Consider the following 21,961-nt stretch of genomic DNA (forward strand, 5'->3'; position numbering starts at 1 on the left):
GAAACTACTCAAGTCTTAATTTTTTAAAAACTAATATAATGAACAGGCTATATTTCATATTTCTCTCATCTATACTAGTTTTAACTGTGTCCTGCAAAAATGAATCTTCAAAAGAAAAAGTTCAGGAGAAATCAGTAACAGAACTTATAGATCAAAACGATATAGAACGTATTGAGCCACCAAATTGGTGGACCGGTTTTGAAAATGACAAACTTGAATTATTGGTGCACCATGATAACATTGGCGATTACGAACCAACAATAGATTATCAAGGTGTCGACATTAAAAAAGTAAGCAAAGCAGAACAAAGCAATAATTATCTTTTTATTGATCTCATTATTTCTGAAAGCGCTCAGCCAGGACAATTTAATATCACATTTAAAAATAATCAGGGCGACAAACTTATTGATGTTTACGAACTTAAAAGTAGAGTTAAACCTGCTGAAGACTATATAGGTTTTGACAGTGGTGATGCTATTTACTTGATCACTCCAGATCGTTTTGCAAATGCAAACACCAATAATGACACGCCTTTGTCTATGGAAGGTCAATCTGCTTTAAAAGAGATAACAGTCAACAGAAAAAACGATTACGCAAGGCATGGTGGAGATATCGAGGGTATTACAAATCACCTAGATTATATCCACGATTTAGGTTTTACCGCTATTTGGCCACAACCCTTGTTAACAAATGACATGAAAAAAGGGTCTTATCATGGCTATGCTATTACAGACTTATACCAAATAGATCCGCGTTTTGGAACTTTAGAAGAGTACAAAGAATTGTCTAAAAAAGCTAAAGAAAAAGGCATGAAACTCATCATGGATCAAGTCGCAAATCATTCAGGGTTATACCATTGGTGGATGCAGGATTTACCTTTTAGTGATTGGGTGAATCTGCAAGAAAACTACGAGAAAAATATTGACAACTGGAACAACGATGTAACTATAAATTCAAACCATAGACGAAGCACAAATCAAGATATTTACGCTTCTCAGTTTGATAAAGATGGAAATTCCCAAGGTTGGTTCGTATCGACAATGCCAGATTTAAACCAAAAAAATCCTTTTTTAGCCACATATCTAATTCAAAATAGCATTTGGTGGATTGAAACAGCACAATTAGACGGGATTCGCCAAGATACTTACCCATATCCAGACAAAGATTTCATGAGCAATTGGGCAGGAGCAATCATGACCGAATATCCAAATTTCAATATCGTTGGTGAGGAGTGGAGTCAAAATCCGTTATTAATTGGCTATTGGCAAGAAGGCGCAAACAACAAAGATGGCTATGATTCTAATTTAAAGTCAACAATGGATTTTGCCATGCAAGCCAATGTGGTAAACGCACTAAATGAAGAAGAATCGTGGGATAAGGGTTTGGTGAAAATTTATGAGGGTCTCGCAAATGATTTCCATTACGCCAACCCAAAAAGCATCATGGTTTTTGAAGGCAACCACGATATGAGTCGCATCTTCACCCAATTAAATGGAGATATTACTAACACAAAAATGGCAATAGCAACCTATGCCATGTTGCCAAGGATTTTGCAAATGTATTATGGTACAGAGGTTTTGATGGACGATTTTGACAATCCTGGAGACCATGGTTTGATCCGTACAGATTATCCGGGAGGTTGGGAAGGCGATTCTAAAAATGCATTTACGGGTGAAGGGCTTTCTTCGGAAGAAAAAAATATGCAAACCTACGTAAGCAAAGTATTGAACTACAGAAAACACAGTAAAGCCATTCACGATGGGAAGACCGTTCACTTTGCACCTTTTATGGGAACCTATTTCTTATTTAGACAATCGGGTGACGAAACAGTAGTATTGATTTTAAATAAAAACGAAAAACCTATTACTGTAGATTTAAAGCGTTACGCGGAAATGGGCCTTAACGGGAAACCCCTTAAAAACATTATAACGGGTGATGATTTTACCTGGAATAACACTATAGAATTGAAAAATAAAGGCGTTACAATTTTAACAACAAAAACCGAATAACAAATGAGATTATTTTGCACGATATTAGTTTTGACGCTCTGTTTTTCTAAAATAGAGGGACAAAATGCTACGGTTTCTGAACGAATAATTTGTTCTAAAATAGTAAAAGATGCCGAGTTGTATGCTGGAACACTGCATCGTATAGATAGTTTTCCATCTAAAAATATAAAGCCAAGACCTGTAGATATTTGGTTGCCCGAAGATTATTCCAAAGAAAAAAAATATGCAGTATTGTACATGCACGATGGTCAAAACTTATTTGATTCTACCACAACATGGAATAAACAAGAATGGAAAGTAGACGAATGGGCAACAAAATTAATGCGAGATAATAAAGTACGTGATTTTATTGTGGTTGGAGTTCATAACATACCGCAAATACGTTGGCAAGATTTATTTCCGCAGAAAGCGTTAGAGAATATAAACCCTAAGATCAAAGACTCTCTTTTTGACGTAGCAAAGAAAAATAATTTTAATGTAGAATTCAATGGCGATAATTACCTCAAATTTATGGTTGATGAGCTAAAGAAAGTTATTGATAATGTATTTTCAACGCATCAAGATAGAGAAAACACCTTTGTTGCAGGTTCAAGCATGGGAGGATTGATGTCTATGTATGCCATTAGTGAATATCCTGGCGTTTTTGGAGGTGCAGCATGTCTATCTACGCATTGGGTTGGTGGTATGCCAATGGAAAACAACCCATATCCAGAAGCGATTTTTGAGTATATGGAAGCGAATTTACCAAAGGCAGAACACCATAAATTGTATTTTGACTATGGCAATAAAACATTAGATCAACATTACCCAAAATTTGCACCTCGAGTAGATGCGATATTAAGAGATAAAGGTTATACAGATAAAGATTTTAAAAACTTATTCTTTGAAGGAACAGACCATTCAGAAAATTCTTGGAACCAACGATTTGACCAACCCTTAATTTTCCTTTTAGGAATTGAATAGCTCGTCATTCTGAACTTGTTTCAGAATCACACAACAAATAAAGAAATTAAAATGTCCTGCAAAGTTGTTAAAACCCTGTAGGTATGATAATAAACATGAGAAACTATTTAGTATACATATCGCTAATTGTAACCGTCTCGTTAACTGCTCAAAACGCAAACCGAAAATATATTGGTGCAACAAAAACAACGAACGGGCTAGAAATAGAAGTGAGTGATGGCAGTTACAGTATTCAATTTTTCACTTCGGAAATCGTCGAGACCACATTCCTCCCAACAGGAGAAACAGCTTTGTCATCATCACATGCTGTAATATTAGAGCCAAATTTTTCAGATTTTAAATTTTCCGAAGCTAATAAAAAATTAATCTTAGAAACTAAAGCTTTGACTGTCGAGATTCATGAAAACCCGTTTCAAATTTCATATTTACACAAAGGAAAATCTGTTATTTCTGAAAAAGAAGGTTACACCAAAAACGACAGTTTGGAAACCATACAATTTAATCTCGATAAAGACGAAATGTTGTATGGAGGAGGAGCAAGAGCTTTAGGTATGAACCGTCGTGGCAACGGCTTGAAACTTTATAACAGAGCACATTACGGTTATGAAACTCGAGCAGAATTAATGAACTTTACATTACCAATCGTAATGTCTTCAAACAAATACATGGTTCATTTTGATAACGCACCAATTGGGTTTTTGGATTTAGACAGCAAAAGTGACAATACCTTAACGTACGAAACCATATCTGGTCGTAAAACGTATCAAGTTATTGTTGGAGATTCATGGTATGACATCGTTGATAATTATACAGATTTAACAGGAAAACAACCCATGTTGCCACGTTGGGCTCTGGGTAATTTTTCGAGCCGATTTGGATATCATTCTCAAGAGGAAGTCGAAATGACTATCAACAAATTTAGAGAAGAAGAGATTCCAGTAGATGCGATTATTTTAGATTTGTATTGGTTTGGAAAAGAATTAAAAGGCACGATGGGAAATCTTGAAGTCTTTAGAGATTCATTTCCAGATTTTGAAGGCATGGTAAAACGCTTAAATGATAAAGGTGTAAAAACAATTACTATTACTGAGCCTTTTATTTTGACGACATCCAAAAAATGGGAGGAAGCAGTTAGAGAAGATGTTTTGGCAAAAGACTCCATTGGAAATCCAGCTAAATACGATTTTTACTTCGGAAATACAGGCATCGTTGATATCTACAGCGACAATGGAAACCAGTGGTTCAAAAACATTTACAAAGACATTTCCAATATGGGAATCAGCGGATTTTGGGGAGACCTAGGCGAACCCGAAGTGTTACCATCTTGGGTGAATTTCGCAAAAGGGACAGCAGATGAAATCCACAATATTTACGGTCATGATTGGGCAAAATTAGTCCAAGAAGCGAGCTTAGAAGCCAATCCAGATCAACGACCATTTATTTTAATGCGAGCAGGATATTCTGGTTCACAACGTTATGGTTTGGTACCATGGTCTGGAGATGTAAATAGAACTTGGGGAGGATTACAAAGTCAGCCAGAAATCGCACTCCAAATGGGAATGCAAGGTTTAGCCTATATGCATAGCGATTTGGGAGGTTTTGCAGGTGCAAATCTAGATGATGAGTTATATGTGAGATGGTTGCAGTATGGCGTGTTTCAGCCAATTTATCGTCCGCATGCACAAGAAGATGTGGCGAGTGAACCCATTTATAGAAGTGAAAAAGCGAAGGCTCTTGCAAAGCAAGCTATTGAGTTACGTTATACCATGCTTCCATATAATTACAACCTCATGTTTGAAAATAATCAAACAGGAGCGCCATTAATGCGACCGTTGTTTTTTGAAGAGCCAGAAAATGAAGAGTTGTTTGATTATACTGAAGCATATCTTTGGGGAAAGGATATTTTGGTAGCACCAATATTAAAAGTAGAACAGAAAACGAAAGAGGTTTATTTTCCGAAGAACTCAAACTGGTTTGATTTTTATACCGATGAGAAATTTGAGGGCGGACAAACAAAAACAGTCCAAACCAAAGAAAACTCAATCCCAACCTTTGTGAGAGGAGGTGCTTTTATTCCAATGTCTAAAGTAGTACAATCAACAAAACAGTTCGATATTGAGCAGATCAAGTTGCACTACTATTTTGATTCGTCAACACCTAATACTGAACAAAGATTCTATAATGACAATGGTAACTCCATCAATGCAAAATCTAAAGGGTTTTATGAGGTGTTAACTTATAAAGCGCAATACAAAAAAAATAATTTAAACTTTAGTTTTAAATTGAGTGAAGGTACAGATTTTAGGTTGCGACCAAAATCGATAGAGTTTGTGATTCACAATTTAACTAATGCTCCACAAAGAATTAAGGTAAATAAAAAACGTGTTCCTTTCGATTGGGATGCCAATACAAATAAAGTAACTATTAACTTATCGTGGTTTACTAGTAGCGAGGTCAAAGAAATAAAAATAAAACTAAAAAAATAAATCCAGAATGAAATACATAAAATTGAGCATATTACTTGTATTGATAAGTGTCTTTGGATGTAAAAACGAAGAGAAAACAGTGAAAGAACCTAAAGAAACCAAAATAGAATTGAAGAAAAAAGAAGTCGTTTATCAAGTCTTTACAAGATTGTTTGGAAACACAAATACCACAAACAAACCTTGGGGAACTCTTGAGGAAAATGGTGTTGGTAAATTCAGTGATTTTAATGATAAAGCACTTCAGGAAATTAAAGATTTAGGAGTTACCCACATTTGGTATACAGGTATACCGCATCATGATGTGATTACAGATTATACCAAATATGGCATTTCAAATGATGATCCAGATATCGTAAAAGGTCGTGCAGGTTCACCTTATGCAGTGAAAGATTACTACAACGTCAATCCAGATTTGGCAGATAATGTTGAGAATCGTCTTCAAGAATTTGAGGCGTTGATTGAACGTTCGCACAATGCTGGATTAAAAGTGATCATTGACATCGTACCAAACCACGTCGCTAGAAATTATAAAAGTTTAACCAATCCAGAAGGCACTCAAGATTTTGGAGCAGACGATAACAAGACAGTTGTTTACGACGTCAACAATAATTTTTACTACAATCCAGGAGAGCCATTTAAAGTGCCAGAATGGAAAAACGGTTATCAGCCATTAGGCGGAGAAAATCATGAAATGGCAGATGGGAAATTTGAGGAAAATCCAGCAAAATGGACAGGTAATGGCTCTCGAGCATCACAACCAGATATGAACGATTGGTATGAAACCGTTAAAGTAAATTACGGAGTATCTCCAGTTGGTGAAAAAGGTTTTGATGAACTTCCAGATGGTTTTGATGACGCACATTTTACAAAACATTTTGAATTTTGGAAAGATAAAAAAGTTCCAGACTCATGGAAGAAATTTAAGGACATCGCCTTGTACTGGACAGCAAAAGGTGTTGATGGCTTCCGTTTTGATATGGCAGAAATGGTGCCAGTAGAATTTTGGAGCTACATGAATTCGCATATTAAAATGAAAAATAATGATGCGTTTTTGTTGGCTGAGGTTTATAACCCAAGTTTGTATAGAGACTACATCAAAAAAGGAAAAATGGACTATCTCTATGATAAAGTTCAACTATACGATACCATCAAGCACATCATGCAAGGTCGTGGTAGTACAGATTATATTGCGCCAATTCAAGAAGATTTAAAAGACATTGAAAAGCACATGCTTCATTTTCTGGAAAATCATGATGAGCAACGTATCGCGAGTCCAGATTTTGTAGGAGATGCTCTAAAAGGAAAGCCAGCAATGGTCGTGTCTACGACCATTAGCACATCACCAACTATGGTGTATTTTGGACAAGAATTTGGTGAGCCTGGAGCAGAAGATTTAGGTTTTGGAGACCCAACGCGTACCTCTATTTTTGACTACGGAAGCGTGCCAAGCGTCGTAAGATGGGTAAATGATAAACAATTTGATGGAGGCAATTCTACTTCCGAAGAAAAAAACTTAAGGGATTTCTACAAACGACTGTTGAATTTTACGATCAATAGTTCTGCTTTAGCTAGTGAGTATGCAGATATTCATGCGTTTAATAGAGAAAAAACCGAATGGTACAATGATAAAGTAATGTCTTTCGTGCGATGGAGTGCTGAAGAAAAATTAATCATCATCTCTAATTTTGATGCTAACGACACCTTTGGTTTTGAGTTACAAATTCCTTCGGAAATTTTAAAAACCTGGAAGCTTAGTGATGGAGAATACCAATTTGAAGACCAACTATACAATCAATATAGCTCCATTTTAAAAGTCAATGGAAATCAAGGATCTATTCGTATTGATATAAAACCTTTAGAATCGTTTATTTTAAAACTGAAAAATTAAGATGAAAAAAGCAGTACTGCATATCATTTTATTCTGTGTCATGATTTCTTGTAATCAAGAAAAAGAGATAGATAGTAAGGTGATAGAAAAAGATGAAAATACTAGTGTTTATGAGCCACAGGATTATGTAAAATTGACACATCCAGAATGGAGTAAAAACGCGACTATTTATCAAATAAATACAAGGCAGTTTTCCGAAGAAGGTACTTTTAAAGCTGCTCAAAAACAATTACCAAGACTTAAAGAGTTAGGCGTTGATATTATTTGGTTAATGCCCATACATGAGATTGGTGAAAAGAACAGAAAAAGAACTTTAGGTAGTCCTTATGCTGTCAAAGATTATTACAGTGTAAATCCTGAATTTGGATCACTAGAAGACCTAAAAGATTTTGTAAATGCAGCGCATGAGCAAAACATGTATGTCATTATTGATTGGGTAGCCAATCATACAGCTTGGGATAATGTGTTGGTTGAAAAGCATCCAGATTGGTATCAAAAAGATTATAAAGGTGATTATATGCCAACACCATGGTGGGATTGGAGTGATATAATTGATTTGGATCTCAGTAAACCAGAAGTTAGGGAATACATGACTGAAGCAATGACATATTGGGTAAAAGAAGCTCAAATTGATGGTTATAGATGTAATGCTGCTGGATTTGTTCCTATTGAATTTTGGGAAAACGCAAGAGAAGAATTAGATAAAATTAAACCTGTGTTTATGTTGGCAGAATGGGAGTCAAGAGACTTGCATGCGAATGCATTTGATATGACTTACGCCTGGAGTTGGAATGAAGCGATGCACCAAATTTGTATGGGTGAAGCAGATGTGAATAAACTCTATGTCTATTATTCATGGAACGAAAAATTCTTTCCTGAAAATACCATGAGAATGACCTTTACGAGCAATCACGATATGAATGCTTGGGAAGGAACCATGTTTGAGCAATTTGGCGATGGTTTAGAAGCAGCAATTGCATTATCTGTTGTTGGAGAAGGCATGCCATTAATATATAATGGTCAAGAAGCTGGAAATTCAAAACGCTTAGAGTTCTTTGAAAAAGACGCAATTAAATGGCAAGAACATGCTATTGGCGATTTATACAAAAAGCTTTTTGCCCTAATGAAAAATAACACTGCATTATGGCATGCCAATTGGGGAGCAAGAATGATTAAAATTCCTAATAATTTTGAAAGCGAAGTATTAAGTTTTGTGCGCCAAAATGAAAATGATAAAGTGTTTGCGGTATTTAATTTTTCGAATGAAAAGAAATCCGTAGAATTCAAAGAGTCTTTGTTTTTTGGTGATTACAAAGATTTTGAAACTAATGAGTCTGTGACGTTAGATAACACCTCTAAAATGGATTTAGAACCATGGGATTATAAAATTTTAGTAAAGACAAAAGACCTTAAATAAAGATTTTTAAAAATGAAAAAACTAACCATTATAGTAGTAATTGTTATGACCGTTATGGGATGCAAATCACAACCAAACGAGGTTGTTGAAAAACCAGAAAAACCTTTTGTATGGGAAGCAGCAAATATTTATTTCTTATTGACCGATCGTTTTAATAATGCAGATCCCTCTAACGATGTCAACTTTGACCGCACAAAAGAGACTGGTAAATTAAGGGGCTTTGAAGGAGGAGACTTAAAAGGGGTTACTCAAAAAATTGAAGACGGTTATTTTTCAGATTTGGGAGTCAATGCTATTTGGATGACACCAATTGTGGAGCAAATCCATGGAGGTACAGACGAAGGTACAGGTGTAAGTTACGGTTTTCATGGCTATTGGGCCAAAGACTGGACAACCTTAGATCCAAATTTCGGCACCAAAGAAGACCTTAAAAATCTAGTCGATGCTGCTCATAAAAAAGGCATTAGAGTATTGTTAGATGCAGTTGTTAACCATACAGGTCCTGTAACAGAAAAAGATCCAGTTTGGCCAGAAAGTTGGGTGAGGACAGAGCCACAGTGTACCTATGATAGTTACGAAAACACGATTTCTTGTACACTCGTAAAAAACCTTCCAGATATTAAAACTGAAAGTAACGAAACCGTAGAGTTGCCTCCACAGTTAGTAGAAAAATGGAAAGCAGAAGGTCGCTACGATCAAGAAGTAAAAGAACTTGACGATTTTTTTAACACCACTGGCTACCCAAGAGCACCACGGTTTTATGTAATGAAATGGCTTTCAGATTATATTACAGATTATGGTATAGATGGCTACCGTGTTGACACTGTAAAACATACCGAAGAGTCTGTATGGCAAGAATTTAGAACAGTTTGTAATGCTGCTTTTTCAGAATTTAAGTCTAAAAATCCGCAAAAAGTGCTTGACGATAACGGGTTTTATCTCGTTGGAGAAGTATATAACTACGGAATTAGCGCAGGCAAAGCTTTTGATTTTGGAGATCAAAAAGTCAATTATTTTGATAAATCATTCAATAGCCTTATTAATTTTGAATTGAAATACAACGCAGCTCAGCAAACCAAAGAAGAGATTTTTAAACGTTATGCAGACACGTTACATACAAGTCTAAAATCTTACAGCGTGCTTAATTATTTGAGCTCTCATGACGATGGTCAGCCATTTGATCCAACTCGGGAGAAACCGTATGAAACCGCTAATATTTTATTACTTACTCCAGGAGCGTCCCAAATTTACTATGGTGACGAATCTGCTAGAAATTTAGTGGTAGAAGGCACCGTTGGAGATGCAACTTTGCGATCTAACATGAATTGGGACGCTATAGAAAACGATCCAAAAACTCAAAAGATTTTAAAGCACTGGCAAAAATTAGGTCAGTTTAGAAATGCACATCCTGCCATTGGAGCAGGCACACATCAAATGATAACGCAATCGCCATATACGTTCTATAGAAGTTATAACTTCGGAAATTTTAAGGATTTAGTTGTTGTGGCTATGGATTTAGATCCAGGCAAGAAAACCTTAAATGTAAGTGAGTTATTTGAGGATGGTATTGTGTTGCGCGATGCGTATTCCAATCAAGAGGTTACAGTTAAAAACGGAAAGGTCGAGCTAGATTCAGAATTTGATATAGTGCTTTTAGAAGAGAAATAAAATTAGATCCATGAAATATGTAATGTTATTAATTGCAGCAACACTATTGTCCTGCAATACTTCCGAAGAAAAAAAAGAATTCAAAGCAAGTTCTCCAAACGGAACGATTGAGGTGAATTTTAATGTTACTGAAGATGGTCAACCTTATTATTTGGTTATGACTAATAAAAAGGTAGTTGTAGATACGTCATTTTTAGGCTTCGAGTTTAAGAATGTTCCAAACTTTGAAAAGAACTTTATAATTAAAAATTCTGAAAATCAAGCTCATAACGAGCCTTGGCAAATGCCCTGGGGAGAACAGGTTGATGTAGAAAACAACTATCAAGAACTAAAGATATTTCTTCAAGAAAAAGTATCGCCAGAACGCTTTTTGAATATCGTTTTTAGAGTGTATGACGATGGGGTTGGGTTTAGATATGAATTTCCTGAGCAAGAACGTTTAAAGGATGTTGAAATTACTGATGAGCATACGCAGTTTAACTTAACTCAAGATTATAAAACGTTTTGGATTCCTGGAGATTGGGACATTTATGAACATTTGTATTCAACCTCGAAACTTTCGGAAATTGATGCTTTAAAATATGTTGGACATGTTAATTTAGCGCAAACCTACATTCCAGAAAACGCAGTAAATACGCCAGTGACAATGGTTGGAGAGGATGGTTTGCACTTGAGTTTTCATGAAGCTGCTTTGGTGGATTATTCTGGAATGACGTTAAAAATTGATACAGAAAATCTCAATTTAGAAAGTAATCTGGTTGGATCCAAAAATACAGATTATAAAGTAAAAAGAAACTTGCCTTTTAACACGCCTTGGAGAACGATTCAAATTGCAAATAATGCACCAGATTTAATAGAGTCGAATCTTATTGTAAATTTAAATGAACCAAATAAATTAGGAGATGTCTCATGGTTTAAACCAATGAAATATACAGGGATCTGGTGGGAAATGCACTTAGGAAAATCTTCTTGGGATTATGGTATGGAAATGAAAGATGGCAAATGGACAGATACTGGAAAAGCCCACGGAAAACATGGAGCAACCACAGAGAACGTTAAGAATTTTATTGATTTTTCAGCAAAAAATAATATTGGAGGTGTGTTGGTTGAAGGCTGGAATACAGGATGGGAACATTGGATTGGTTTTGAAGACCGTGAAGGTGTTTTTGATTTTGTAACCACATATCCAGACTACGATATAGATGAGGTGGTGCGCTACGGAAAAGAGAAAGGTGTTGATATTATTATGCACCATGAAACTTCGGCAGCAACAGAAACTTATGAAAAACAACAAGACACAGCTTATGCTTTAATGCAGAAATACGGGATGCATACTGTAAAATCTGGATATGTTGGAAAGATTTTACCAAAAGGAGAATACCACCATGGACAATATATGGTCAATCAATATAATAATGCAGCCATAAAGGCAGCTACATATGAGGTTGCTGTGAATGCACACGAGCCAATTAAAGCAACTGGGCTGCGAAGAACATATCCTAATATTATTTCTAGGGAAGGACTTCGCGGACAGGAATTTAATGCGTGGGCGGAAGATGGTGGCAATCCACCAGAACATTTACCAATAGTAGCCTTTACAAGAATGTTGGCTGGACCTATAGATTTTACACCTGGGATTTTTAATATCAAATTTGATGAGTACAAAAAAGATAATCAGGTGAATACAACATTGGCGCAACAATTGGCTTTGTACATTGTTATTTATAGTCCAATCCAAATGGCAGCAGATTTGGTAGAACACTACGAGGCTAACCCAGAACCTTTTCAATTTATAAAAGACGTTGGTGTAGATTGGGAAAAAACAAAGGTATTGAACGGAGAAGTTGGTGATTTTGTAACTATAGCCAGAAAAGAAAAAGGAACAGGAAATTGGTTTTTAGGTAGTATTACAGATGAAAATTCAAGAGAATTTGAAATCAGTTTTGATTTTTTGGAAGAAAATCAAGAGTATATAGCTACAATTTATAAAGATGCAAAAGATGCGCATTGGGATAAGAACCCACTAGCTTTAGATATCGAAACGGTTACAGTAAATAAAAAATCCAACTTGCAATTGAATCTCGCTCAAGGCGGTGGATGTGCAATAAGTATAATTAAGAAACAATAGATTATGAAAACCCTTTTATTAATAGCATTAATTTTAATATCACCATTATGTTTTTCTCAGGTTGGTATAGGTACTTCGACGCCTAAAAGTACATTAGATATTAACGGTAATTTATCTTTAAAAGTAGTCGATTATAATGGTGGTCCAAGTATGTCTGCTACCCCAATTGATGATGGTATTTATATTAATTTAAGACCTACAACAGGTAATTTAGAATTTATTTTACCCGATGCAGCTACCGTTCCTGGACGTATTTATATCATGCGAAATGTTGACGATGTTTTAACTGCGAAAATTTATAGTTTCGGAGGTTTGTTTTTTCCAGGTGACTCAAGAACGGGATTAACTGTTGTGGATATGGAATCTGATCCAAATACAGATATTACTATAAATACGCCATCTAAGACCATTACTTTTATAAGTGATGGAGCTAATTGGACTTTTGGCTATTTTATGCGTCTAAATTAATGCTGTCATAATTATTATTTCCGTTATAAGTTTCCCGATTATTTATTTTGAAAGTTATTCATGGTAAGAAAATCTGACTAGGAACGACTTAACCTATTAATTCGTAAATTTGTAGAATTGGAGAACGTGCTATGAACAATATTAATTCTAATATAGAATCACCCTTTGAACTTAAAATAAGTTTTGATAAACTGCTGAGTCATTATGAAGAGTTATCTCAAAGTGATGATGAGTTCATTGCTGCAAAAGCACGTCGAGTTCTAAAAACAGCAGAAGGATTTCCAGAGCTTAGAGACGGTATAACAGATCCAAATGATTTGGTTGTGCGGGAAAAAGAAATTAGCATTATTCTTCAAGATTCGTTTAGTCGTATTTTAACTAAAAATGAAATAAAAACAGCTTCTGTACCATTTCATAATTTAATATTTAATTCTTCGGAACGTTTTAAGAACATCATCAAGAATGCTGGTGAAGATTTTGAAATCGAAATAAAGAACATGCCTAAAGATGATACCTATATCATCGCATGTTCAATCATTCTTTCATTTTGTTATGGGTATAATTTAAATTTCAAACGTCCGTTTTTTTATGAAATTCCAGATTCAAACGGTATTTTGCGATATTATAAAATACTTTATAATGCAGATTTTACTGAAATATTCCCAAAACCTAATGCTCCAAAAATAACAGAGGAAGACTATCTCGTCTTATTGGACAATTTTGAAAATATAGAACTTTGGAAAGAGAAATTTCCACCAAATAGCTACACCTTTAAAGGTTTCGTGATCTCAAATATTTTTGATGTAACAGACGACCAATCGATCTCAAATATTAAATCCAGTTTAATAGGAAGCGATAAAAGAAAAAGGGAAAGTTTTATGAAAGATTTTCATAATATATTCCGTTCGCTTTTAGGTTTAAAGGATATTAAGGTAGGATTTTCAACATATAATAAAGAAGAGGATGTTTTTGAAAGAGTTTATGGGACAGGGATCCATAGTTATCTCCTAAATGATAAGGAAACAAAAAAATGCTCTGATGCATTGTGTGAGTGGTCTTACAATAAATTATTAAAAGACAAGCAATATTTTTCTGTATCTGATGTGGATGGGAAGTTTGATAATTCCGAAGATCAAATGCCTCATGTAAAAGTTCTTCACAGTCAAGGTATAAAAAGCGCCATTTTTGCTCCTATTGCTGGTAAAGACGGTCTTTTAGGTATATTAGAAATCATATCATCTAAACCTCATGTTTTAAATAGTATTATAGCCAATAGGTTAGAAGATGTGATGCCATTTATCGTATCTGCTGTGGAGCGTTCTAAAGTAGAGGAGGAAAACTTGATAGAAGCGATTATTCAACAGGAGTGTACAACGATTCACCCTAGTGTTAACTGGAAATTTGTTGATGCTGCCAGACAGTTTTTAAAAGACAAACACACCGTTGGCAATAATGCTGTTTTTGGAAAGATTTCTTTTAATAATATTTATCCATTATATGGGCAAATGGATGTTATGGGATCGTCTAACTCTAGAAATAATGCAACTAAAAAGGATTTATCGCTTCAGTTAACATTAGTTTCAAAAATTTTAAAAGCGATTTTAGAATTTGAAAAACTCCCAATTTATGAGCAGATCATGTTCCAAACCAAAACTTATAAAGATGATTTAGAATCTGATTTTCAAGTAGACAGTGAACATAATATTACGAGATTTTTAAAAGAGGAGATAAAGCCAATTTTTAAGTTTCAGCATAAAAAAAATCCTAATTTAAAAGATCAGATTGAGGATTACTTCAATAAAATTGATAGTGACTTACATGTTATATACTACTACCGTAAAAATTATGACGATACAATAGCGCTCATAAATAAAAATATGGCTGCCCTATTAGACGACAAACAGGTAGAGGCCCAAGCGATGTACCCTCACTATTTTGAGCGTTACAAAACCGATGGTGTAGAGCATAACATGTATATTGGAGAGTCAATTACAAAACAAGATAGTTTTAATGAAGTGTATCTATACAATTTAAGACTTTGGCAATTGCAGGTGATGTGCGAAATGGAAAATGAATATTATCAAAATCAAGATCAATATCCAATAAGACTGGATGTTGCTTCAATGATCTTAGTTTTTAATCAACCATTGTCAATTAGGTTTAGAATGGATGAAAAACAATTTGATGTGGATGGAACTTACAATGCGCGTTACGAAGTCGTAAAAAAACGTGTTGACAAAGCGTTAATTAAGGGCACAGATGAACGCATCACTCAAAACGGTAAAATAACCATTGTATATTCTCAAAAAGAGGATGAACAAGAGTATTTGGAGTACATTAAATTTTTGCAATCTAAAAATGTATTAGACAGCGAAGTCGAAATTTTAGAACTTCAAGATCTGCAAGGTGTAACTGGCTTAAAGGCTCTACGGGTTAATGTACTTTACCATCAAAACGAAAGTAAGGCTTTCTATACTTATGATGATTTAATGAAAGAGCTTAACCAATAACATAGGCATCTTCAATTTTATTTTCTAGGATTAAAATAGAAGCTTCTTCTGGATCCAAAACTTTTTGAATATCAATACCAGGATTCATTCTAACTGCAATACCAAATGCAATTAAGGACACAATGATACCGATCATGAAGACAGTATAAGTCACACGCAAAATTTTATATTTACGTTCTAAAACCTTTCCTAAAAAATATAAATCCTTAGTAAGAGCTTTGTAGATATAATCTTTATCATTGACTAATTCTTGTATTGCCCATTCAAAATCCTCAAGTTTCATTTTGTGAAAATTTCCGAAGAAACTCAAATTCACTTTTTGATCCTTGACATCTTCTTTGGTAAACTCACCGCTTGTTACATTTGGTCTTGTAGCAATTATAGACATTACCATTGATGCCACACTAAATAAAGTAAAAATCACAGTAGGCCAAGTTAAGTATGGATTTGTGTCTAGTTTAGAAATCAAGTTAGCCAAAACTACAGAGATGATAATGGCATTTACAGAAAGTAAAATGTTGGCTTTAGTATCTGCAATGTCACTAAGTTTAATGTGGTTTCTTAATGCAGTTCTAAAAAATGTTTGAACACCACGCTCTGGGCTCTCATTTTTGTATTGCATTTTTAACTTTGCCTTGACTTCTTCTTTTTTATACTTCTTTTTTTGTTTTTTCTTCGCTTTCAATAGGCTAGCAAGGTTCTTGTCCTTATTGGATTGCCAGTTTTTTAAAGCAAAATCAGTATAGTATTGGTGTTTTTTTGAAAGCACCTTAATATTTTCATTTCTCCACTCACTAGGAGAATATTCAGCAACACCTCTAAGTTCTAGTTCTTTTCTCAAAAACTCGCTGGCTTCTTCAAAGTAATCCTTTCCAAAATGGGATGCATCGGCATCTCTTATAATTTTACCAAGTTTGGTTTGAGGCACTTCTTTAAATTTAGTTTCCATGATGCAGTGGTTGACTTCATCAATAAGCTTTTTATCTGCATTATGTTTTGATAAAAATTCTGTACCAATTTTCACGCTTTTTTCCTCATGGTCTTCTGCCCCTTGGGTATAGCCTGTATCGTGTAGAAGAGCTGCAATTTCAAGAATTTCGGCTTCATCATTGGTTAAATCTGTGTTTTCAATGATTTCTCGAGTACTTTTCAAAACACGTTCTGTATGTTTGTGGTTGTGATATAAAAAGACATTATCTAAATCTTTATTTAAAAGATTAAATACAAATTCTTCTGTTTTTTTTACAAGATCAGTTGCCATAAATAGAGGTTATATATTATAGTAAAATTACAAAATAAAGTTTTAACATAATCTGTAATTCACAGACTGCATATTCGACAAATTTATTTGTAATTTATATCTTTATTACAAAAAAAAATAGCCATATCCATAAAAGAAAGTACATGCAATTACACATAAAAAATAATTTCTCAAAATCATTACCTTCAGATCCCAATCTAAACAATACAAGACGTCAGGTAAAGGAGGCATGTTTTTCTTATGTTATACCAAAGCAGACAGATAACCCTAAAATAATTCACGTTTCCGAAGACATGTTAAGCACATTGGGTTTATCCTCTAAAGATGCAGCAACAAAAGACTTTAAAAATGTATTTACAGGCAATCTAGTACTAGAAAACACCAAGCCTTATGCCATGTGTTATGGCGGACATCAATTTGGCAATTGGGCAGGACAGTTAGGCGATGGTCGGGCAATTAATTTATTTGAAGTTGAACATCGCAATAAGATATGGCAAGTACAACTCAAAGGTGCAGGAGAAACGCCATATTCTAGAACAGCAGATGGTTTGGCGGTTTTGCGATCGTCCATAAGAGAATATTTATGCAGCGAAGCCATGCATCATTTGGGTGTGCCAACCACTCGTGCATTATCGCTGGCACTAACAGGAGATGAGGTCTTGAGGGATATGTTGTATGATGGCAATCAAGCTTATGAAAAAGGGGCAATTGTTACTCGTGTTGCACCATCTTTTTTACGCTTCGGAAATTTTGAAATCTTCGCAGCTAGGCAAGATCATAAAACCCTTAGAACCTTGGTTGACTATACAATTGAGAACCATTTCCCGAATATTGGAGCACCTTCAAAAGAAAATTACATTGCTTTTTTTGCTGAAGTTTCCCAACGTACGCTCGATATGATCATACATTGGCAACGCGTAGGTTTTGTCCACGGTGTGATGAATACAGATAATATGTCAATCTTAGGTTTGACCATAGATTATGGGCCTTATGGATGGCTCGAGGGCTTTGATTTTGGTTGGACGCCAAATACAACCGATAGTCAACATAAACGTTATCGCTTCGGAAATCAGCCAAACATCGGTCTCTGGAATTTATACAAATTAGCGAATGCACTTTACCCGTTAATTGAAGATACAGAACCTTTAGAGCATATTCTTGAAAACTATAAAACCGATTTTCAACGTAAATCATTTGAGATGATGACAACAAAGTTAGGTTTGTTTGAAAGTGATAGTAATGATAAATTGTTGATTCAGAATCTGGAAGATGTTTTATTGTTGACAGAAACAGATATGACCATTTTTTTTAGAAGCTTAAGTAATTTTAAAAAAGGAGATTCAAAACAAGGATTGGACATTGTAAAAGAGGCGTTTTACGTGCCAAATCAAATCTCTGGCAGTATTGCTCAACAGTGGAGAGATTGGTTTCAAATGTATGCTGAAAGGTTAGGTGGTGAAACGCTTTCCGAAGAAAAACGAAAAGCAAAAATGAATGCTGTTAATCCAAAATACGTTTTGAGAAATTATATGGCGCAATTAGCAATAGATGATGCCAACAAAGGAGATTACAAACGTATCGATGAGCTGTTTCAATTACTTAAAAAACCATACGATGAACAGCCAGAACACGAAAAGTGGTTTGCTAAACGTCCAGACTGGGCAAGACATAAAGTGGGTTGCTCAATGTTATCCTGTAGTTCGTAATGTCAATCTTAAAACAAATTAATAACTTGCCAAAAGGATATAGTGAGGTTACGTTTCAGAATAAGAAATATGGAGTGACAAGAACAGATTTTAACAACGGAAAAAGTATAAAAGTGTATGCCAGGGAATTGGCAGGAAATAATTTTATTAGCTTAAATTTTTACAAAACCTCAAATAAAGAATTTCTAAAGCCTTGTGAAATGGCGGAAGAAAAAGTCATTCAATTTTTAAAAAATTATAAATCAATAGCATATGAAAGCCATTTGGAATAATCAAATTATAGCAGAAAGTGATGATACGATCGTCATTGAAAACAACCATTATTTCCCAAAAGAAAGTATTAATAGAGAATTTTTCAAACATAGCGAATCGCACAGCGTGTGCCCTTGGAAGGGAGAAGCATCCTATTACACAATAGAGGTAGATGGTAAGAAAAATATTGATGCTGCGTGGTACTATCCAGAAGTGTCAGATTTAGCAAAATCTATCAAAGGACATGTTGCATTTTGGAAAGGTGTTGAGGTGGTTAAATAATGGGTGATAATGAAAAAATAGGATTGGGAGGAGGATGTCATTGGTGTACAGAAGCAGTTTTTCAATCCCTAAAGGGAGTGACTTCTGTAGCGCAAGGCTATATCTCGTCAACTCAGGAGAATTCTAGTTTTTCAGAAGCTATTATAGTTAATTATAATCCTATAACAGTTAATCTCAAACTACTAATCGAAGTACATTTGTTAACTCATAAAAGCACGAAAAATCATTCTATGCGTGACAAATATAGGTCTGCAATCTATACTTTTAGTAATGAGCAAAAGATAAAAGCAGAAACCATTTTAAACGCTTTGAAACAACAATATAAAAGTAAGTTGGTGACACGTGTTTTAAATTTTAGTGAGTTTAAAGCTTCAAGAGAAGAGATTACAAATTATTACTATAAAAATCCTAAAAAGCCCTTTTGCGAAACGTTCATAGACCCAAAATTAAAGTTGCTTTTAAAAGAATATAGTACACATGTCAATACAGAAAAATTGAATCACTTAATACTTGATTAAGCAATTGAACAAACGATTATGAAAAGTGAAAAATTAAAGATCCAAAATAAAAAAGGCTACCAACTCCAAGCCCATTTAGAGTTGCCTGCAAATCAAAAGCCTAATAATTTTGCCATTTTTGCTCATTGCTTTACCTGCAGTAGTTCGTTAAGTGCGGTTAGAAATATTAGCAGAGCATTAACAAATCATGGTTTTGGAGTTGTAAGGTTTGATTTTACTGGTTTGGGACGAAGTGAAGGTGAATTTGCCGAAAGTCATTTCTCTGCAAATGTGGAGGATTTAATGGCTGTTAGTGATTTTTTAAAAGCACATTACCAATCACCATCGTTATTGGTTGGTCATTCTCTTGGAGGAGCTGCGGTTCTAGTCGCTGCCTCCAAAATAAATACTGTAAAGGCGGTGGCAACTGTTGGTGCACCTGCCAGCGTAAGTCATGTAAAGCATTTGTTTTCGCATGATATTATTGATAAGGAAATTAAAGGTGATATAGAAGTTAATATTGGCGGACGTCCTTTTAAAATCAATGAAGATTTCGTATCAGATTTTGATAAAACCGATTTGCCTTTTATAGTGAAACAGCTTAGAAAACCATTATTGATTTTGCATTCTCCAATTGATACTATTGTAGGTGTCAAAAATGCAGAGGAGCTTTATCTCAAAGCACATCATCCAAAAAGTTTTGTGAGTTTAGATCAAGCAGATCATTTATTGAGCAAATCCCAGGATAGCTTATATGTTGGAGATGTGATTGGGACTTGGGTAAAACGGTATTTTCCAAAGCAGGAAAATGAAATGTTAGATACTGCTGGTGAGCAATTGGTGGCACATCTCAATTTAAAAGAAGATCATTTTACAACAAACATCCAAACAGCAACACATAGTTTTATCGCAGATGAGCCAGTTACGGTTGGAGGAGATGATTTTGGTCCTTCTCCTTACGATTTTCTAAGTGCAGGCTTAGCTGCTTGCACAGTAATGACTTTAAAATTGTATGCCGAACGTAAAAAATGGGACTTACAAGAAGTTTATGCTCACATTACCTATTCAAAAAAACACAGCGAAGATCTAATGTTGGATTTAGAAAAACCATCTAAAATGGATCATCTAATGAAAAAATTAACATTTATAGGTAATTTAGATGAAAAGCAAAAACAAAGATTAAAAGAAATTGCTTCAAAATGCCCAGTTCATAAAACATTGCAAAGCGATATAATTATTGAAACAAAATTAATTTAATATATTTTCCAGGTACCAATTGATGACATTAAAAGACTCATATTTAAACACAAGACAACGATTTATTTCTATTTGTAAACCACTTCAAACGGAAGATTATTCCGTACAACCCAAAATATTCGTATCTCCACCAAAGTGGCATTTGGCCCATAGTACCTGGTTTTTTGAGCAATTTGTACTTTCAGAATATAAAAAAGATTACAAAACTTTTGATGAGGATTTTGCATACTTATTCAACAGCTATTATAACAATGCTGGTAAACGCGTATTACGTCCCAATAGAGGTTTGATGACGCGCCCAACGGTCGATCAGGTTTATGAGTATCGTGCCTATGTTGACGAGCAAATGATTAATTTTTTTACTGAAATTCCTTCGGAAAAAGCCAAAGAAGTCATCCTTTTGGGCATTCAGCATGAGCAGCAACATCAAGAGTTATTCTATTACGACATAAAATATATTTTAGGAAATCAGCCAACCTTCCCAACGATTGAAAACACGATTCATTTAGCTGAAATTGAAAAACCTTCCAAATGGTTAAAAATTGAAGAAGGTGTTTATGATATTGGATACGAAGGCAAAGATTTTTCTTATGATAATGAACTGGGTAAGCATAAGGTCTATTTGCATGAATTTGAGATTTCAGACCAATTAGTGACCAATGCAGAGTTTCTGGAATTTATAGAAGCAGGAGGTTACCAAAATTTTAATCTCTGGCATGCTGAAGGTTGGGATTTCGTACAACAGAATAATGTAAAAGCACCAGAATATTGGTATAAAATAGACCGTAATTGGCACCAATATACATTGCAAGGTTTTCAAGCAATAAATTCAAAACAGCCAGTAAGTCACATAAGTTTGTATGAGGCCTATGCATTTGCAGAATGGAAAAAAATGCGATTACCAACAGAATTTGAATGGGAAGTCGCTTCCAAAAAATTAGACTACGGTCAACTTTGGGAATGGACAAATAGTGCATATCTACCTTACCCAAATTTTTCTAAGGCACCAGGAGCATTGGGCGAATACAACGGTAAATTTATGATCAATCAAATGGTGCTTCGAGGTGCTTCGGTCGTAACTGCCAACGGTCACAGCAGACCGACATATCGTAATTTTTTTCATCCAGAGATGAGATGGCAATTTTCAGGAATTAGACTCGTAAAATAAT

16 protein-coding genes are annotated in these 21,961 nt (G+C 34.8%); 15 read left to right on the forward strand and 1 reads right to left on the reverse strand.

Annotated features, from left to right (window positions below):
- Positions 1 to 38 precede the first annotated feature (38 nt).
- From GQ40_RS15860 to GQ40_RS15900, 9 genes are all read left to right on the forward strand, one after another.
- Positions 39 to 2,009: a glycoside hydrolase family 13 protein gene (locus tag GQ40_RS15860; protein WP_047550620.1), complete on the forward strand. Its 1,971-nt coding sequence runs from the start codon at positions 39 to 41 to the stop codon at positions 2,007 to 2,009.
- A gap of 3 nt (positions 2,010 to 2,012) precedes the next feature.
- Positions 2,013 to 2,972: an alpha/beta hydrolase gene (locus GQ40_RS15865; protein ID WP_047550624.1), complete on the forward strand. Its 960-nt coding sequence runs from the start codon at positions 2,013 to 2,015 to the stop codon at positions 2,970 to 2,972.
- A 95-nt stretch (positions 2,973 to 3,067) separates the two neighbouring features.
- Positions 3,068 to 5,458: a TIM-barrel domain-containing protein gene (locus GQ40_RS15870; protein ID WP_047550628.1), complete on the forward strand. Its 2,391-nt coding sequence runs from the start codon at positions 3,068 to 3,070 to the stop codon at positions 5,456 to 5,458.
- Between the two features lie 7 nt (positions 5,459 to 5,465).
- Positions 5,466 to 7,346 (forward strand): alpha-amylase family glycosyl hydrolase, encoded by a 1,881-nt coding sequence (locus tag GQ40_RS15875; RefSeq protein WP_047550631.1) that lies wholly within the window; start codon positions 5,466 to 5,468, stop codon positions 7,344 to 7,346.
- 1 nt (position 7,347) lies between these two features.
- Entirely contained in the window at positions 7,348 to 8,763 is a 1,416-nt protein-coding gene (locus tag GQ40_RS15880) for an alpha-amylase family glycosyl hydrolase (protein ID WP_081990232.1), read from the forward strand.
- Positions 8,764 to 8,775: 12 nt separating this feature from the next.
- Complete coding sequence (locus tag GQ40_RS15885) at positions 8,776 to 10,431, forward strand: alpha-amylase family glycosyl hydrolase (RefSeq protein WP_047550634.1); 1,656 nt, start codon at positions 8,776 to 8,778, stop codon at positions 10,429 to 10,431.
- Between the two features lie 10 nt (positions 10,432 to 10,441).
- Entirely contained in the window at positions 10,442 to 12,559 is a 2,118-nt protein-coding gene (locus GQ40_RS15890; protein WP_047550637.1) for a glycoside hydrolase family 97 protein, read from the forward strand.
- A 3-nt stretch (positions 12,560 to 12,562) separates the two neighbouring features.
- Positions 12,563 to 13,027 carry a hypothetical protein gene (locus tag GQ40_RS15895; RefSeq protein ID WP_047550640.1) on the forward strand — a complete coding sequence of 155 codons (465 nt, stop codon included), beginning with the start codon at positions 12,563 to 12,565 and terminating at the stop codon, positions 13,025 to 13,027.
- A gap of 131 nt (positions 13,028 to 13,158) precedes the next feature.
- Entirely contained in the window at positions 13,159 to 15,537 is a 2,379-nt protein-coding gene (locus tag GQ40_RS15900; RefSeq protein ID WP_047550643.1) for a GAF domain-containing protein, read from the forward strand.
- Here GQ40_RS15900 and GQ40_RS15905 read toward each other — a convergent pair.
- Complete coding sequence (locus tag GQ40_RS15905) at positions 15,527 to 16,798, reverse strand: Pycsar system effector family protein (RefSeq protein ID WP_047550645.1); 1,272 nt, start codon at positions 16,796 to 16,798, stop codon at positions 15,527 to 15,529. The genes GQ40_RS15900 and GQ40_RS15905 overlap by 11 nt on opposite strands.
- A gap of 143 nt (positions 16,799 to 16,941) precedes the next feature.
- Between GQ40_RS15905 and GQ40_RS15910 the strand changes: the two genes are divergently transcribed.
- Genes GQ40_RS15910 through egtB form a run of 6 tightly spaced genes read left to right on the forward strand, consistent with a single transcriptional unit; the run spans position 16,942 to position 21,960 of the window.
- A complete protein-coding gene (locus tag GQ40_RS15910) occupies positions 16,942 to 18,504 on the forward strand; it encodes a protein adenylyltransferase SelO (protein ID WP_047550648.1) in 1,563 nt (520 codons plus the stop codon).
- Positions 18,504 to 18,776, forward strand: coding sequence for a hypothetical protein (locus GQ40_RS15915; RefSeq protein WP_047550650.1), 273 nt, complete (start codon positions 18,504 to 18,506; stop codon positions 18,774 to 18,776). The genes GQ40_RS15910 and GQ40_RS15915 overlap by 1 nt, the downstream gene beginning before the upstream one ends.
- A complete protein-coding gene (locus tag GQ40_RS15920; RefSeq protein WP_047550653.1) occupies positions 18,757 to 19,038 on the forward strand; it encodes a DUF427 domain-containing protein in 282 nt (93 codons plus the stop codon). The genes GQ40_RS15915 and GQ40_RS15920 overlap by 20 nt, the downstream gene beginning before the upstream one ends.
- Positions 19,038 to 19,556 (forward strand): peptide-methionine (S)-S-oxide reductase, encoded by a 519-nt coding sequence (locus GQ40_RS15925; RefSeq protein WP_047550656.1) that lies wholly within the window; start codon positions 19,038 to 19,040, stop codon positions 19,554 to 19,556. The genes GQ40_RS15920 and GQ40_RS15925 overlap by 1 nt, the downstream gene beginning before the upstream one ends.
- Before the next feature lie 18 nt (positions 19,557 to 19,574).
- Positions 19,575 to 20,792, forward strand: coding sequence for a bifunctional alpha/beta hydrolase/OsmC family protein (locus GQ40_RS15930; protein ID WP_047550660.1), 1,218 nt, complete (start codon positions 19,575 to 19,577; stop codon positions 20,790 to 20,792).
- 22 nt (positions 20,793 to 20,814) lie between these two features.
- Complete coding sequence (gene egtB / locus GQ40_RS15935; RefSeq protein ID WP_047550663.1) at positions 20,815 to 21,960, forward strand: ergothioneine biosynthesis protein EgtB; 1,146 nt, start codon at positions 20,815 to 20,817, stop codon at positions 21,958 to 21,960.
- The last annotated feature ends 1 nt before the right edge of the window (position 21,961 follow it).

Origin of the sequence: Psychroserpens sp. Hel_I_66, from assembly GCF_000799465.1 — a bacterium.
In the GTDB taxonomy this organism is placed as follows: domain Bacteria; phylum Bacteroidota; class Bacteroidia; order Flavobacteriales; family Flavobacteriaceae; genus Psychroserpens.

Coding starts and splice junctions, on each gene's coding strand:
- GQ40_RS15860 (WP_047550620.1), top strand. CDS start 39: ATGAACAGGCTATATTTCATATTTCTCTCATCTATACTAGTTTTAACT.
- GQ40_RS15870 (WP_047550628.1), top strand. CDS start 3,068: ATGAGAAACTATTTAGTATACATATCGCTAATTGTAACCGTCTCGTTA.
- GQ40_RS15900 (WP_047550643.1), top strand. CDS start 13,159: ATGAACAATATTAATTCTAATATAGAATCACCCTTTGAACTTAAAATA.
- GQ40_RS15880 (WP_081990232.1), top strand. CDS start 7,348: ATGAAAAAAGCAGTACTGCATATCATTTTATTCTGTGTCATGATTTCT.
- GQ40_RS15930 (WP_047550660.1), top strand. CDS start 19,575: ATGAAAAGTGAAAAATTAAAGATCCAAAATAAAAAAGGCTACCAACTC.
- egtB (WP_047550663.1), top strand. CDS start 20,815: ATGACATTAAAAGACTCATATTTAAACACAAGACAACGATTTATTTCT.
- GQ40_RS15915 (WP_047550650.1), top strand. CDS start 18,504: ATGTCAATCTTAAAACAAATTAATAACTTGCCAAAAGGATATAGTGAG.
- GQ40_RS15905 (WP_047550645.1), bottom strand. CDS start 16,798: ATGGCAACTGATCTTGTAAAAAAAACAGAAGAATTTGTATTTAATCTT.
- GQ40_RS15910 (WP_047550648.1), top strand. CDS start 16,942: ATGCAATTACACATAAAAAATAATTTCTCAAAATCATTACCTTCAGAT.
- GQ40_RS15920 (WP_047550653.1), top strand. CDS start 18,757: ATGAAAGCCATTTGGAATAATCAAATTATAGCAGAAAGTGATGATACG.
- GQ40_RS15925 (WP_047550656.1), top strand. CDS start 19,038: ATGGGTGATAATGAAAAAATAGGATTGGGAGGAGGATGTCATTGGTGT.
- GQ40_RS15875 (WP_047550631.1), top strand. CDS start 5,466: ATGAAATACATAAAATTGAGCATATTACTTGTATTGATAAGTGTCTTT.
- GQ40_RS15890 (WP_047550637.1), top strand. CDS start 10,442: ATGAAATATGTAATGTTATTAATTGCAGCAACACTATTGTCCTGCAAT.
- GQ40_RS15895 (WP_047550640.1), top strand. CDS start 12,563: ATGAAAACCCTTTTATTAATAGCATTAATTTTAATATCACCATTATGT.
- GQ40_RS15865 (WP_047550624.1), top strand. CDS start 2,013: ATGAGATTATTTTGCACGATATTAGTTTTGACGCTCTGTTTTTCTAAA.
- GQ40_RS15885 (WP_047550634.1), top strand. CDS start 8,776: ATGAAAAAACTAACCATTATAGTAGTAATTGTTATGACCGTTATGGGA.